This window comes from Pseudomonas sp. WS 5027 (assembly GCF_012985695.1).
Lineage (GTDB): Bacteria > Pseudomonadota > Gammaproteobacteria > Pseudomonadales > Pseudomonadaceae > Aquipseudomonas > Aquipseudomonas hygromyciniae.
This window is the reverse complement of record NZ_JAAQWU010000043.1, coordinates 1-14592: the sequence shown is the minus strand read 5'-3', so window position 1 is coordinate 14592 and position 14592 is coordinate 1. Positions and strand designations below refer to the sequence as shown.

Genomic DNA, 14592 nt, shown 5'->3' with positions numbered 1-14592 from the left:
TTACAAAGACAATTCTTATTAGTTTGGCATGTGGGGTTATGGGTGGCGGATTTGTATATGCTGGCGGTTACTTCATAACCTCAGCAGCAGACCAAGAAAAAGAGCGTCTAGTTAATCAAGGTTATGCATTGGGCAGTGCGTGGCCGAACCTGGACGAAAAGACTAAAAAAATGATTAGTACGGAGCTTGAAAAAATCAATAGCAGAAAGTGATATTGCTTGCCAATTAAATTACAATTGATTGGTGGGCAAAATGTATCACTCAACGGGTAGCAACCGAAAAGGCAGACAACATGAAAAAAGCATCCTTATTTATCCTGGTGGCTTTCCTATCTCTTACCGGCTGCGATGATTCAAAGCTGGCTAAACAGATGGAAGAGGGCGCGGAAATCTCCAAAAAAATGGCTGGCGATGTTAAAGACGTACCTCGGGTTATCGTTTCGCCTGACTCCAACCAGGAGGACAGGAAGTAATGACCGAACCTATCTATATTTTCCAAGACTGGTTTTCTTATGCTGATGCGGTAACGCAAAAGTATCTGACCGATGGAGCGGCAGCGGTTGCCGCATCGATCCAGCCAGCCGGTTATCAAATGCTGGTTCTCTATGTAATCGTCATGGGCATTTCAATGATGCGCGGGATGATTCAAGAACCAATCGTAGAAAGCACCATCCGATTTATAAAAATCGCCACGATCTACACCATTGGCACGACTTCAACCATCTATGCCGCGCACATTTCGAATTTCCTCTATGAATGGCCTGCTGCTATGGCGGGGGTAATTTCTGGCACTGGTGCGGCGAATACCTCAGCCCTGATAGACAACGTAGCAGGCACTGGCCTAGGACTAGCAAGCCAGGCTTGGGAAAATGCTTCTATATCCAATATGGGGGGGTATGTAATCGCTGCGGTGATTTTCACGCTTACTTTTGTTGTTACCGCCGTCACTGCCGCAATCATCACCATGGCCAAATATACATTGGCCTTGCTACTAACACTCGGACCGCTCTTTATCGCCTTTTTGATGTTTGAAAAGACAAGACAACTTTTCGACAGGTGGCTAAGTTCGGTTCTGACAGCTGGATTTACTATCGTATTGGTTAGCGGCGCGGCGGCAATGCTATTCAAATATTTTGAAGCGGCGTTCTCACAAACTGAAGCAGCGGCAACCGCTAATGGTGGGGTGGTATCCCTTACAGGATTCGCCCCGGCAGCCGTTTCGGGCATCATTTCAGTGTTCCTTATCCTGAACCTCCCTGCGCTTGCGAGCGGCTTAGGTGGAGGGGTTAGCACCTCGTCTGCCGTGGCTGCGGGATGGGCCTATGACAAGATCAGAGGGGCATTGCCAAATGGCCGAAGGCCAGCGGGTGGGAACGGTCGTAATAATGGTGGGGATAGTAGCGGTAGGTTTAAATCTAGTGGCGAGGGCGGCAGCGTCAAAAAATCCGCGAGCATGTCGATGGATGCCTACAGAAAGATCACGTCCAGTCGGACTCGTCGGGTTACTTCACGCGACTAAATTTTAATTTTCAAGGATATTAATCATGAAAGAAAAATTAATTCTTGCCATTATTTCAATAGCTATTTTTAGCGCATCGCCAGTATTTGCAGGCATTCCAGTTATCGACGGCGTGTCTAACGCTGCGCGTATTGCAGAGTTTGCACAGACAGTCACGCAGTGGACAAAAGAAATACAAGAGATGCAGGCTCAATATCAGCAACTTGTGGATCAAAATAAAAAGCTTGAAGAAACCTATTCTAGCATCACGGGTGGTCGCGGATATTCTGAATATCTGAGCAGCGGCCAGTATAAACAGGCTCGTCGCTATTTACCTGACGATGCACAACAAGTTCTTGATTTGGCTGCTGGCGACTCTGGGGGCGCTTACAGTTCGCTATATGAGGCAATGGGTAGTATCAAAGAACAATCAACGACACTGGATAGCGAATCTTTCGGAAGTGAAACGGCGGCCACTCAATGGGACGCCGATATGAACCGCGCCTCATCAAATAAAGCGCTAAGCATGGCCGCTTACTCTTCTGCAGCTCAAAGAATGCAGAACCTGGAAGCAATGGTTAGTGAAATAAGCAGTACAGAAGACCCGAAAGCTATTGCTGAACTACAGTCGAGGATTAGCGCGGAACAAGGTTTAATTCAAAACGAGCAAGCTAAGCTGCAAGCACTCTCGATGCTCGCCACTGCTGAACAACAGATTTCGAAACAGCAGGCCCGCGAAACGTCAATAAAAATGGCTGGCAAACTTGCGGACGTTCCCCGCGTACAAGTTACCCCGTAAGGAGAAAACTGTGAACACGCTTATTTATTCTCTACTGGCTATCCTGACGATTGCTGTAACCGGTTCCTTGGTCGCTGCGACCTCTAAGAAAACTTGGCTTTTCGTGAAGGAGCACAACGCCCCGAAGTTCAAGCCATCGACGGCCCACGGTGTAATTCTGCAAATTTGCCTTATCTATTGCTGGGCTATGTTTGTTTACCGCCTGCTAAGCGGTGTCTCTGCCCTGGAGCTGGGCGCCGTTGCTGTCTGCCTGGTCGGCCTTCTCGCTATGCGGGTGCACGTCCTGGTTCCACAGAAAGCCGAAGCATGACAACCCGCTAACAGCGGCCTTTTTGACCGGGCATAGTCCCGGTTTTTTTTCGCGTCCGCGAAAATGGGGCAATGGGTTATTTTCGCGCGCGCGAAAATTTGGTCAATCAACAAAGAACAGCCCTTCGGGTGAAAGCCTCATCAGCAGCCAGTCATAAAGCCACTGCATGACAAAGGCGGCAAAGCTGACTCCAGCAGCAGCCCAAGCAATGTGGCTGTGATTGGGAAAGAAATACAAGCCAGCCAGGAAGGCAAACAGCAAGGGCACTGACACCACGCGGCAGACCATCAGCACCGGAAGGCGAAGCCAGTACAGCACCAGAAAAAGAGGGGTTCGTAGGATTCGGCTGACCTTGGCCAAGGTGGATCTGTGCGGGGGCATTTCATCAGCGCTTGCGGCCTCGATCTGTTCAGGGGCGGGACGGGCCAACCTCTTCGGAAATTTAACAATGTTGCTCACGTTCGTTTCTCCTGGTCATTAGAAGCGCCTCCGGCGGCCCTCCGGGGGCTGCTCGCCGCGTGGCAGGGGTGCAGGGGGAAAAGCAACCCCCTACACCCTTGCCGGAGGCTTTGGCCGTTCCTGTCGCGTCAAGGGGCCGAGTCCTCGCCGCTTCGCGCCTGCGGGCCGCACCAACCCCTTGACCCGCCATCCACTCAAAACATTACTGCCCGGTTTCTTTTTTCGCCCTGGCCGGTTTCGCCGGTTTAGCTCCTGGTTTGACTGGTGCAGCCAGGCGTGCGAGTAGGGCGGCGCTCTGTTGTTGTACGGCCTCCAGTTGACCGGACAACCCTGCGGCCCGCTCGCGGGCTTCTGCTGCGCTCTCCTGGGCCTTGCTCGCGGCATCCTTCGCGGCAGCTAGCTCGGCCAGGATTCTTTCACGGTCGAGGCGGGCGGACTCGTGCAGCCGCTCCACTTCTTGAGCGTTTACGGTTTCGGCGGCTTTCAGCTCGGCGCGCAAGGCGGCGGCGTTGTCTTGGGACTGGCGAAGCTCGCCGGCCAGGGTGTTTAGTTCGGTGCGGGCGTGGTCGCTGTCCTGGTGCGCTCGGTCGAGTTCGGCGCGCAAATCAGCGGCGCGGTGTTCAATCTCCCCGGCTTTCGCTTCGGCGCGTTCTGCCTTGGTGACGGCCTGGGCCAGCTCAGCGCGTGCGGTTGCCAGCTCGGCGGCGGTGCCCGCCTGTTGCTCCTGGTGCGCCTTTTCGGCCAAGGCAGCGGCAGCTTTGATTTGTTCCAGCTCAGCGGCTTGGCGCTCGTATGCTTCCGCCAGTTCTTCCCGGTCATGTTCAGCGTCGGCCCGTTCGGTTTCCCATGCAGCCTGGGCGGCGCGTAACGATTCGTTGGCCAGCTCCTGGGCTTGTTGCCACAAGGCGGCAAGGGCGGCGCTGTTGGCCTGGGTGACAACCTCGGGAACGGTGACGGCTACCGGTGCAGCTTGGGCGGTCTGCGCCCGTCGCCAGTCCCGCATAACTGCGCTGGCAGCGTTCATATCAACGCGGGCTTGGCGGCGCACGGCGTCAACGGTGGGCATCGTCTGGCGTCCGCTCTGCTCATACAGGTCTTGGGCGGCTTGAATAACGCGCTCGCGCACGTCTGCGGGGATGGCTTGCGACATTGATAACGCTCCTTTGAGTGGCTACCCCCTTATAATACCATAAGAATAATAATACGCTTATTATTATTCTTATTATTATCGAATTATTATTTCCTTCCCGAAGCCCTAGGAGCCTCCAGGACTGCGCCACCACCACGGCGGCGGGGCTGGGCCTGGTCTTACCTGTGATCGTTGCACCTGCGAGCTATTAGGCGGCTTCCGGCCAGGCTTCATGCCCTTTAGTGAAGAGGGGTCAAGGGTGCCGCCCGGAAGCCGCACGCGGAGCGGAGCCGCCACGGCGGCGAGCACCGAACGGGTGAGGACGGCAGGGGGCTTGCCCCCGGCCCTTGACGCATCGGAACGCCCAAAGCTCCCGGCTGGTGGCCAGGGGTTGCTCTTCCCCTGACCGCCTGCCACGCGGCGAGCTGCCCCCGGAGGGATGCTGTTTCTGTTGGACTGCGTGCAGGGGTCACCCCTGCCCCCCAGGAGGGGCTGTTATCGCTGCTAGGGGCGGCGTAAGTCTTTCGCCATTCGGTTTGTAAGCGATTCCCCCTACGGGTTTGCGTCCTGCTGCTGATCTGGTTGGCGGCTCGATCTGCTTTAACTGATTACCCGCTTTTCTTGGTGAAGCCGCCGCCGTTGCGATGGGTTGTGTTGTTGGTTGTGCCGCTGCCTGGTTAACAGCCCTGGCCGGAGGCCAGACATTTAAGCTTTTGCTGTGGCCTTCCTGCACCTCTGCCGGCGCGGTTTTTGATCGGGCTAGGGGGTGGGGCAGGGTAAGCGCGCTTGCGCGCTCTGGTGGACGCCTGAGCGCTTGCGCTCAGACATAGTTCCGGGAGGGGGAGCCGCGAAGCGGGGGAACCCCGGAGGGGTGCCCCGGCAAAGCCGCCGCTTTTCCGATTTTTGCTGAAAAACGACTTTTCCACATTTTGCGCGGGCTAGTTATAGGAGATTTTATTTACAGGAAAGATTAAAGGCAGACCTTACAGGTTTAGGGGGGGGGTGAATCATCATGGAAAGGGGGGGTGAATCATCATGGAAAGGGGGGGTGAATCATCATAAAACCCCAATATAGGGGGGGGTGAATCATCATGGATAACTTCGCCAACTCACAGGGTTATCAACAGCCGGCAAACCTGCGCCACGTCTGCGCGGACGCGCTTAAGGGGGGGGTAATTCATCATGGTAATAGACAACGAAACCCGACCTTTTGAACGTGGCCACATCAAGGCGTGAGAGTCCTTCATCACGTCAATCAGTGGGATTCTCGCCGGGACGGCGAAACGAGAGGGATTGAAGCCGTAGGGCGAGACAAGCCGAAGGCGTAGGCTCGATGCGAAGCACGAAAGCCCGTCCCCCGGCGTCGCGCCGGGGGTGAGCCAACTAGCCTTTGTAGGGGATGGGTGGCGGCGAAGGCATCAGCAGCAGCCCGCCAGTTACCTGCTTAATTTTGGCGGTTGGGTAAGCGATTTGAACGTCACGCAGGGCAATCAGAAAGGCGGTTTTGAAGTCCTTGGCGGCGTTCTTGCCCTGGTACTCCTGGCCGAACTGCTCGCGCAGCGACTTCCAGTGCAAAACCAACGGCCTGCCGCTGATACGGTGCAGGCGATCAGCAAACATCGTGTACAGATCGAGGGCCAACGCAGACCCCCTCAACGCGACGATGGCGCGCATATCCAGCGGCACGGCATGTTCACAAAGGGTCTTGTAATAGTCGTCAGAAAAGACGACCGAGGCCGGCCATAACGGGCGCTGCCCTTCGTGAGAATTTAGCCACGCCTCGAACTGTTTAACCGGCTGACCGTGGTAAGTGTAGGCGCGGCCATTAGCGTTAAACCCAAGGTACATATGGCAGGCGGCGAGCGCCTGAACCTGCTTGCGGAAGGTCGTGTAACTACCTCGTTTCCCGCCACCAGGTGAAAGACCGAGGGTTCGCATAAATTCGCTAGCGCTGTCACCTACGGGAACCTCTGGCGTGCGGTTACGCACGGCGTAGGTGTTCCACCAGGCCAGCACCAAGCGAGGCATAGCGCCGCTAGGAATCGGCTGCTGAACGAATTTTTTACCGTCCCACAGCTTGCCGGCGTTGACGTTCAAAGCGACCCCGCCGCAAACCCTTTCGAACTCGGTGCCGGTGACTGATCGGCGCGGCAGTCCAACCTGACACATGATCGCGTGAAAGAACGCCATATCGTCCCCTGTAGGGGCGTTGGTCGAGATTTCCACGCAGGAGTTAACGAACTTCTCTTCGCGTCGGGTGAGGCTGAGCGGCGAATCTGAATCAATAGCCCCGAACAAATCCAAGGTGCGGAAGTCTCCACCCTTTTCGACAAGCGATTTCGCTTTACTTTGTGTATCCTTGTTTGACGCCAAACCTCCCGAAAGGGAAGCGGTTGCTACCCGCGAAACTTGGCTATGGGGTGCCGAATGCCCGTTCGGTGCCCCTTCTTTTTTTGCGACCTGCCCGTCCATTAGCTGAACCATCCGTCTGCATCCACGATAAGACGCTGAGTGCGCACATTTGGCGCGCCGTCCAGCTCAAAGACAATATCGTCCAAAGAGCGGAAAGTGCAGGCGCGGCCATTCTCTATAATCGTAACCTGTTCACCACGGTAGCGAAGGTGAAGCTGTAGGCCAGTGCCGCGCTTACCAGTGACAACAGGGACGGCCACAACAGGGGCCGGCAGCTCGTCACAGAATGAATAGAGTTCTCTGCGTTCCAAGGTCGTTGTACGCATAATTTGCTTTGCCATGAAATACCCCCCTTCGGGTTGTTTCGTGGTTGAACGGTGAGGGCTAGCCCCCTCGCCGTTCACCCTTTCAGCATTACGGCCATTGCTGAGCCGTGTGCTTGATCCTAAGAATTTGCACGGCGTGCAAATCGTCAAATACGCGGTAAAGCGCTATGTAGTTCGGGTGCGCTACTAATTCCCGAAGCCCTGGAATTTCTGCAAGCTCGCTCGGACGCCCCTTATTGGGGCTGGTCGCCAGGCTATCAATTCTCGCCTTGAGCTGCTGGCCGAACGTCCGGGCGCGGGCTGGGCTGTCCTGGCCGATGAAGCGCACTATTGCCTTTAAATCCTCGCGGGCCAGTGGTCGCCATTCGATCTTATAAGGGCCACTAATCACGCTCGCTTCGCCTTGGCTGGGCGCTTACTGGTGGCCGCTTCCAGCGCGACTAACTCCGCCTCCATTTCGGCCATAACATCATCATGGGCAATGCTCGGGCGCGGGTCGTCGATAGCGGCTTGCACCTCTCCAACGAGCCACTTTGTATGGCGAGCGGCGGCATGTGTTTCACGCATTGCACGGGCGCGGCCTTCGTTGCCGCTAGTCATGGCTTTGGCTTCGGGGTTCCAGTGCGAAACGTCGAATTGACCGACCTCAATGCCCATTTCACGCAGCATGGCCATAGCTTTGTCAGGGCGAGCGAACTGCCGCGGCTCGCAACTGCGGGCTTTGGTCAAGATGGCATCAGCGCCGGCGCGAGTGTGGATGCTGACAAAGAAGCCGCCACCCTCTGCTTTCAGAGTCACGCTAGAAACACCGCCAGCCGTAGCGGTGGCGCGTAGCTGCTCTAGGGTTAGGGTCTGCATTGTGTTGCTCCTGGGTTGTCTTGAAACTTAGTCTAGTGTGCACAACAACTAAGAAACGTGCAACGGCTTTTTATCCTTTAAACGTGGGTTTTGCGGACTGTCGCCGGGTCGGCTTGAAAAAGGCCGAACCGGCTGGGGGGCTGCCTTTAATCCCGTCTTTTTTTCATAGTCCGTAAACTGTTGTTTTCGATGGCAAGGCGGACTTTATGAAAATCGGTTATGCGCGGGTTTCCCGTGACGATCAGCGGCTAGACCTTCAACGGGACGCGCTGACGGCGGCAGGTTGTGAAAAGCTATTCAGCGACAAAGCCAGCGGCACGAAAGCAGCACGGCCAGGGCTAAGCGAAGCCCTGGCGTTTGCTCGTCCTGGTGATGTGCTGGTGGTGTGGCGGCTAGATCGGCTAGGCCGTTCGCTAGCGGAATTGGTGCGGCTAGTCGGCGAGCTGGAAGCGGCAGGCGTCGGCCTGGAAAGTCTGAAAGAGCAAATCAACACGACCAGCGCAGCCGGGCGCCTGGTGTTCCATGTATTCGCGGCCATGGCTGAGTTTGAGCGCAACTTAATCCGCGAACGCACCCATGCCGGCCTCGATGCAGCCAAGGCGCGTGGTCGAACTGGTGGGCGGCCTGGTGTGCCGCCTGGAACCATCGCAGCTATTCAGGCGCTGGCGAGTGATGACAGCCGGCCACCGGCTGAAATATGCAAGGCGCTGCAAATCAGCAGAAGCACGCTTTATAAGTACCGTAGGCCAAATGTCACACCTGCAGGATGATCGCCCGAATGGCTGCCGTCGTTTTTGAACTCCACACGCACAAGGCATATTTTCGCGCACGCGAAAATATGCCCGGATTTTCTCAAGAGTCTGGATAAAGTAAGATGAACCCACGTCAGTACGTCCAGTGATACAGCAAACGATGGCCTCAACCATTGTTTGCAAGAAAAGCCGCCCCTCAAGGCGGTTTTTTTGGCTCTGGATTTCATGCCGCCAGGGCAGAGCGAACAGCGTAGAGCTGTGCCCTGTGGGCACCAGTTTGCCGGCCTGGTGTCGGTAGGTCTGCGGTTTTGTATTTTCGCGCGCGCGAAAATATGCCCCTGCTCTGGTTCGGGCCAAAAACACCGCTCTAGCCGAAGCTTTGACGCGTCGGTCAGTACGCTCTAGGATTGGCCCTGTGAGAGTATCCAGTGAGATGCAAACCATGGCCTCAACCAAGGTTTGCGAGCAAAGAAACCGCCCCTCAAGGCGGTTTTTTTTGCTCTGGATTTCATGCCGCCAGGCCAGAGCGAACAGCCTAGCGCGCCCGCTGGGCGCCTTAGCCCTTCGCCATAAAGGCCGCAACTATTGGCCCGTAGGTGGTGTTAATCCGTTCGATTTCCTCTTGGTCTTCAACACCCAGCCGTAAGGTCAAATTGTCCCGCACGTCGATCACAGCGTTTTGCGCGGCGCACAGCTCCGCTAGCTTGCTTTCATCCGGCACGGCCTGCCGTTCAACCTCGCTAACTTGAGCCTCGTAATGGCTGATTAGAAGGCTCAAACGGTTTTTGGCAACGTCATACGCGGCCCATTTTCCTGCATCGCTCATAGTGTTCCCACCTATCGATTTCGTGACTCTTGACCTACCAACAGCCGGCCCATTTTCGCGGGCGCGAAAATAATTAGCGGCCCATCCCTCGATCTTTTTTTGGTTTTTCTGCCTCTGGCTCGGTTTCCTGCTGCATCTGCTCAATGCGCTTGATGCCTTCTTCTAACTGCTCGCGGGCGGTCTGTCTTGGCGCGCTCTGCTCTGCTCCCTGCGCCCTCTCCTGCCCCTTCTCCTGGGTGTTTTCGACTGGCACAGCCTCTGCCCTTCGCTGGCTTTCAATAAACGCCTTGCCGCGCTGCTGGGCTTCTTCGCGCTCGGCCCTTCGGTGGTGTAGCTCGGCGTTCATGCCGTCATTGCTGAACTCCACACGAACACCCGTTTTTAGTGCTGCCTCGATCACCTGCCGCTTAAATTCTTCGCTGCCCTCTAGCTTGATATTCGGCCCGAACTTCTGAACCGCCAACCTCAAACCGGCTTCTACCGCTTTACTGTCTTTTGAGTCGGCCACGGTGACACGATGGCCCGAGTCGATCAGGACGGCGCGACGCTTCTCCTGGTCGGCGTAATACGTGACGTTGCCGCTCCGATCAACGGTATAGGCCAGCACAGGGGCTAGCTCCCTGTCTTCCGCTTTCTTGGGCTTGCCCATGCCCTCGATAGTGTTTGGCCCGTGCTGTGTAACTGCTGTGGTTCTCTGCCGGCGAAGCTCGGCAAGTGCTGCGGTGTCGCCCTGGTTGGCTCGATCTGCCAGGTAATCCCTGTAACGCTCATGCCCTGGTTTGGCGTACTTGGCGCGGAGCTGTTGCCGTTCCTCTGCCACCTTCTCCCGCAATGCTGCATCAGCAGCAACGCGGCCCATGCTGACGATAGAAAGCGCTGCCTTACGGTCTACCGGCGTGCTGCTCCGGTCGTTCTGAATCCCTCGGCGCTCGGTCTGATACTTCGCTCTAACCTCGGCACGGCGTCTGCTCTCGCTGGCCTTCTGCGCCTCCCACTCCTGCGCCTTCTGCTTAGCCTGCTCGGGCAAGCTCTGACGGTAGGCTTCCCACAGCTCGCGGCGTAGCGCTTGGCGCTGCTGGGTGGGTTCCTGGCTTACCTGGGCGGCGTGTGCTTCGCGCAGCACCTTTGCAGCCTCGGCCCACGGTAGGCGCATTTCCTGGGTGAGAAAGTCCGACACATTCAAATTGCGATTGCCACAGCGAATCCGGTCGCTGCCGTCCTTGCCTTTGCTGACCTCGTATTTTTCGGGAATGACGCCGTGTGTTTGGCTCAGGATCGCCAGCAGTCGCGCGCCCTCAAGCGTCCTCTTAATGGTGGTGAACTCTGAACGGTCGTTGCCTGCTGCGCGGCCCTTCCGCTCGCGCTGCTCCGCTGCAAGCTGCTCGGCTACGGTGTCGGACGCTCGCCCGTCACGCTTGGGCTGCTGGGCTGCTACGCGGCCTTCACTGCCTCGATTTCTTCCGGCGTCGGTGGGTTCCCGTCGCACACGGTCAGACGAATATCGACTAGAACGTGCATCAATTTGCAATACGCCCTTACTTCGCCGCCCTCCAATTGTTGCCAAATGGCATTCGGACAGGTTTCGCAAATCACTCCCGGCTCTAACCCTAGATAGTCCAAGGTTCGGCTTTTCTGTGGCTGTGTGCTGGATGTATTCATAAGGCTTTCCCCGTTGCTCAAGGCTTCGTTGTTGGGCGTGGTTTCTTTGCTCGGCATGGCTTCTTTTTTCCTCTAATGCTCGATGCTTGTTATAGAAGTTGGCTGCTCGTTCATTAAGTATTGCGCGCCGTGCTTCCTGGTCTGAGTCTTTAAACGCTAAATACAGTTTTCTGTTACCACTGTTTATATATTTAACTTCTCGGGCGCGAACATTTTGCCACTCTTGCAAGCGACCCGATATATCTTCATCAGTGGGGCGCTGGCTGGATGCCTCGACGTATTCTTTAACAAAGGTAGCGGCAAGCTTCGCCCTCTTCTCAGAGGCCGGTAACTCTACAAATCCACGACTAAACACATACTCTTTAAGGTTAATGCCCTTGGTTGCTCCATCAAGCTTAAGATTTAGGTATTCAGTAGCCTTGCCCTGGTTCCTAACCTTTAGCTCGCCCTGGCCTGCCACAAGGGCGCGAAACTTTGCATAGTCTCTAACATCACCATCAATCATGGCGTCTAAAATTCTTTGCTTAGCTTCGCCGCTAGCCCCCTTGAAATAGTCGCCCTTATATCTCGATATGACGGCGCTTTCGTCGGAAAAATCAACCCGCCTATTATCCTTTGGGCTGGCAAGCCCGTACTTGTTGTTTATATGCTCCTGGAACGCCTCAAGAAACTTTGTTTGCTGCTCAACTCTCCCGAACGGGTTAAGATTCTGACCGCTCAACAAGTTATGTTCAGGAATAACGATGTGAATGTGCGGTTTTCTTTCCACAAACTCGCCTGTTTTTTGATTCACATAACTTTTTAGTTTCGGTAAATGAGCCTCGGCGTAAATATTATATTCATCGGAATCATAAGCAGCCATTGCAAAATCTTTAAATTCGTCCGTTATTGCCTGCAATATTTCCGGATTTAGTTCATCCTCTTTAAAAGCAAGCGTTATATGCAAATAACGCTCACCCTCCTTATCCATCACACCGATAACTGTATCGGTCAACTCCAAATCACCAGATAAAATAACCCTTTCATCAAGTTGTTCACGGTCGTAATCCCGCCCGTCTTTATGGCCGCTCTCAAGATATTCTTTAATTCCGGCAGCGCCGCCACGCACTCTAATCAGCATCTTTAATTGCCGCCTTCATAGCGTGGGAAAGCTGGGTAAGCTCACCCAGAATCCCCGTATAAACATCTTCGCTAACGTGCCCAGCTAGGCGGGCAGCGTTTGCCCGATGCGCCAACTGGTTAAGATTGTTGCTGGCCTTATTGAATAGGTAGATAAGCCTGCGCTTATCTTCGCTAGCCGGTGTACGCGCAATCACTTGCGTTTTATTGGTCAGTACGCAATCGCGGAAAAAGTCCGATGGCTTCAAACCCGAAGCCTCGACCTTCTTTGTATAGGCTTCGTGGTCGGCTTCTGTCAGACGAAATGAAACAGGCCGAGTAAGTTTTTCCCTGGTGGTCGTCTTGCGCGGCATGCCTGCTGCTCCTGGTAGTGATCGCCCATGACCGATGCCAGGGGCGGGGGTAGTCGATCGGCTGCGTATGCAGCTAGCTAGCTCGATGCCTGACCCGTGCGGAGCTGGGGAGGTCGAGCGCCGCAGGGTTTCCAAAGGGGCACCCTTTGGGCACAGGATAGGTTTCAAAACGCGGAGCGCTTTTGTAAACATATCCGACGTGCCTATCTAAAAGCCTCAATATCATAGCACGAACGCAAGGAGGCGCAAGGAATGCACAAAGGATGCAAATAGGTGTTGCGCGGGATTCTTTATGGATGCACTATGGATGCACTAGGAAGGCTAGCGGAACGCTAAAGGCTTTGACGTGATTGCAGGCAGAATGCAATATGCAGGCTTTCCAACCAGATATAGAGGTGAGGATGGGCGAGAACGACATTTCAGCGAGGCTTAGAGCGCTCGCTACAGACGATAAAAGGCGGCCTGAGACAGCACGGCTCCGCGATGTTTTCGACGATGTAGAAACAGCCCTAGGGGCTGGCGTTCCTCAGGCTGACGTGTTGGCAGAGCTTCACCAGGCAGGCTTCACAATGACAATGGCCAGCTTCAAATCAGCATTGCAAAGAATCCGAAAGGAGCGCGCTGGTGGTGTTGTTTCCAAGCCAAAAACCGTAGCGCCAAGCATTGAAGAAAACTCAAATAAGGAAACAAAAGAAACAGCCTCAGCAACACAACAAGCAACTAACGAGGAAGAAGAGGATTTAGAAAATCTGTCCTCTGAGGAAGCGAGAAAAGTTAAAAGAGAAAGAAAAGCACAACAGTTTATTAAAAGTGAAAGCACGAACCCACTTGTTAAAAAGCTAATGGATCAACAAAAGGATAAAGATCAATGAAAGTAGCCGTTATTAACTTCTCTGGAAATGTTGGAAAATCTACTATTGCGCGCCACTTGCTGGCCCCTCGCATGCACGACGCCACTATTATCCCTGTTGAGACAATCAACTCTGACGGTTCCGAAGATGAAGCCATCAAGGGCAAGCAATTTGGCGAGCTGCTGGAAGCTCTTTCTATCATGGACGAGGCAGTTATTGACGTTGGAGCGTCAAACGTCGAAGACTTTGTAAACCTTATGAAGCAGTACAAGGGCAGCCACGAAGACTTCGATTTCTTCGTTGTGCCAACCGTCCCCGACAGCAAGCAAATGCGCGACACAATCAGCACCATTGACGCACTGGCAGAAATTGGCGTCCCGGCTAAAAAAATCCGCCTTATCTTCAACCGTGTAGAATTTGACGATATGCCGGAAAAGGTTTTCCCTGGACTGTTTGATTATCACGCCTCAGAAAAAACATTCACACTTAAAAAAGACGCAGTTATCCGCGTAAATGATATTTACGGAAAGTTGAAAGGTGATGCGCAAAATATCGGCCAGATTCTCGCTGATACAACCGACTACAAAGCGCTTATCAAAGAATCCAAAGACCAAGGGGAAAAACTTAAATTCGCTCAATTTGTCGCATTGCGGCGCCTGGCTGCTGGTGTCACAGAAGACCTTGATGCTGTATTTAAAGTTCTCTTCAAATAATTCGGGGTGGAATCATGGCAGCAGAACCAACCGCAAGAGACGCACTTATCGCTGAGATGCTTGGCGATATTGGCAAGTTGCATGATTCCGTTTGTGAACTGAAAGACGCACTACCCGCTCAAATTGAAGAAGCTGAACAGAAAATTACAGGGCTGATCGGCCTACTTCAAAAAGCGGGTGACGTTTATAAAGCTCAGATAGAACAGTACACAAACGCAGAAGGACAGCGGGTTAAACTGCAACTTGAAAAGGAATTTGCGGAAATTCGACGAAACTTCAGCGAGGACGCCGATAAAAAAATTCTAGGGATGTTATATGACGTTAACCGCACAATTAAAGGAACTATGCAGACGGAAGTTATAGAACCTACGCAGCGAGTCCTAGGCGCGGTTAGAGAAAGCCTTACAAAGACAATTCTTATTAGTTTGGCATGTGGGGTTATGGGTGGCGGATTTGTATATGCTGGCGGTTACTTCATAACCTCAGCAGCAGACCAAGAAAAAGAGCGTCTAGTTAATCAAGGTTATGC

At 54.1% G+C, this 14592-nt stretch carries 18 protein-coding genes; 9 read left to right on the top strand and 9 right to left on the bottom strand.

The annotated features are described in order from the left end of the window. The 5 genes from HBO09_RS28390 to HBO09_RS28370 all read left to right on the top strand — a co-directional run. A partial coding sequence (locus HBO09_RS28390) for a hypothetical protein (protein ID WP_170061066.1) occupies window positions 1-212 on the top strand: 212 nt, incomplete at its 5' end. 80 nt (window positions 213-292) lie between these two features. Continuing rightward, a complete protein-coding gene (locus HBO09_RS28385; protein ID WP_170061065.1) occupies window positions 293-472 on the top strand; it encodes a hypothetical protein in 180 nt (59 codons plus the stop codon). After that, window positions 472-1518 carry a type IV secretion system protein gene (locus HBO09_RS28380; RefSeq protein ID WP_170061064.1) on the top strand — a complete coding sequence of 349 codons (1047 nt, stop codon included), beginning with the start codon at window positions 472-474 and terminating at the stop codon, window positions 1516-1518. The genes HBO09_RS28385 and HBO09_RS28380 overlap by 1 nt, the downstream gene beginning before the upstream one ends. A 25-nt stretch (window positions 1519-1543) precedes the next feature. After that, window positions 1544-2296, top strand: coding sequence for a type IV secretion system protein (locus tag HBO09_RS28375; RefSeq protein WP_170061063.1), 753 nt, complete (start codon window positions 1544-1546; stop codon window positions 2294-2296). A 10-nt stretch (window positions 2297-2306) separates the two neighbouring features. Beyond that, window positions 2307-2606 carry a hypothetical protein gene (locus HBO09_RS28370; protein WP_170061062.1) on the top strand — a complete coding sequence of 100 codons (300 nt, stop codon included), beginning with the start codon at window positions 2307-2309 and terminating at the stop codon, window positions 2604-2606. 102 nt (window positions 2607-2708) lie between these two features. Here the strand turns inward: HBO09_RS28370 and HBO09_RS28365 are convergent, their stop codons facing one another. From HBO09_RS28365 to HBO09_RS29120, 6 genes are all read right to left on the bottom strand, one after another. Next, window positions 2709-3065, bottom strand: a complete 357-nt coding sequence (locus HBO09_RS28365; protein ID WP_170061061.1) for a hypothetical protein — start codon at window positions 3063-3065, stop codon at window positions 2709-2711. 202 nt (window positions 3066-3267) lie between these two features. Then, window positions 3268-4215 (bottom strand): DNA-binding protein, encoded by a 948-nt coding sequence (locus tag HBO09_RS28360; protein ID WP_170061060.1) that lies wholly within the window; start codon window positions 4213-4215, stop codon window positions 3268-3270. Window positions 4216-5577: 1362 nt separating this feature from the next. Next, the gene (locus HBO09_RS28355; RefSeq protein ID WP_222933996.1) at window positions 5578-6666 is read right to left on the bottom strand and encodes a replication protein RepA; all 1089 of its coding nucleotides are present in this window, start codon (window positions 6664-6666) and stop codon (window positions 5578-5580) included. Then, the gene (locus HBO09_RS28350) at window positions 6666-6947 is read right to left on the bottom strand and encodes a hypothetical protein (protein WP_170061058.1); all 282 of its coding nucleotides are present in this window, start codon (window positions 6945-6947) and stop codon (window positions 6666-6668) included. Before HBO09_RS28350 ends, HBO09_RS28355 begins: the two co-directional genes overlap by 1 nt. Before the next feature lie 73 nt (window positions 6948-7020). After that, window positions 7021-7323, bottom strand: coding sequence for a type II toxin-antitoxin system RelE/ParE family toxin (locus HBO09_RS28345; protein WP_170061057.1), 303 nt, complete (start codon window positions 7321-7323; stop codon window positions 7021-7023). Then, window positions 7320-7790: a hypothetical protein gene (locus HBO09_RS29120; protein WP_170061056.1), complete on the bottom strand. Its 471-nt coding sequence runs from the start codon at window positions 7788-7790 to the stop codon at window positions 7320-7322. Before HBO09_RS29120 ends, HBO09_RS28345 begins: the two co-directional genes overlap by 4 nt. Window positions 7791-7996: 206 nt before the next feature. On the opposite strand from HBO09_RS29120, the gene HBO09_RS28335 reads away from it, so the two are divergent. Continuing rightward, the gene (locus HBO09_RS28335; RefSeq protein WP_170061055.1) at window positions 7997-8560 is read left to right on the top strand and encodes a recombinase family protein; all 564 of its coding nucleotides are present in this window, start codon (window positions 7997-7999) and stop codon (window positions 8558-8560) included. Window positions 8561-9098: 538 nt separating this feature from the next. Here the strand turns inward: HBO09_RS28335 and HBO09_RS28330 are convergent. The 3 genes from HBO09_RS28330 to mobC form a co-directional block, all read right to left on the bottom strand. Beyond that, window positions 9099-9368, bottom strand: a complete 270-nt coding sequence (locus HBO09_RS28330; RefSeq protein WP_170061054.1) for a hypothetical protein — start codon at window positions 9366-9368, stop codon at window positions 9099-9101. Between the two features lie 73 nt (window positions 9369-9441). Beyond that, window positions 9442-12147: an LPD7 domain-containing protein gene (locus HBO09_RS28325; protein WP_170061053.1), complete on the bottom strand. Its 2706-nt coding sequence runs from the start codon at window positions 12145-12147 to the stop codon at window positions 9442-9444. After that, window positions 12137-12499, bottom strand: coding sequence for a plasmid mobilization relaxosome protein MobC (gene mobC / locus HBO09_RS28320; RefSeq protein ID WP_170061052.1), 363 nt, complete (start codon window positions 12497-12499; stop codon window positions 12137-12139). The genes HBO09_RS28325 and mobC overlap by 11 nt, the downstream gene beginning before the upstream one ends. A 401-nt stretch (window positions 12500-12900) precedes the next feature. Between mobC and HBO09_RS28315 the strand changes: the two genes are divergently transcribed. The 3 genes from HBO09_RS28315 to HBO09_RS28305 all read left to right on the top strand — a co-directional run. Continuing rightward, complete coding sequence (locus HBO09_RS28315; protein WP_170061051.1) at window positions 12901-13371, top strand: hypothetical protein; 471 nt, start codon at window positions 12901-12903, stop codon at window positions 13369-13371. Beyond that, window positions 13368-14063 carry a StbB family protein gene (gene stbB / locus HBO09_RS28310; protein WP_170061050.1) on the top strand — a complete coding sequence of 232 codons (696 nt, stop codon included), beginning with the start codon at window positions 13368-13370 and terminating at the stop codon, window positions 14061-14063. Before HBO09_RS28315 ends, stbB begins: the two co-directional genes overlap by 4 nt. Before the next feature lie 14 nt (window positions 14064-14077). Further along, a partial coding sequence (locus HBO09_RS28305; protein ID WP_170061049.1) for a hypothetical protein occupies window positions 14078-14592 on the top strand: 515 nt, incomplete at its 3' end.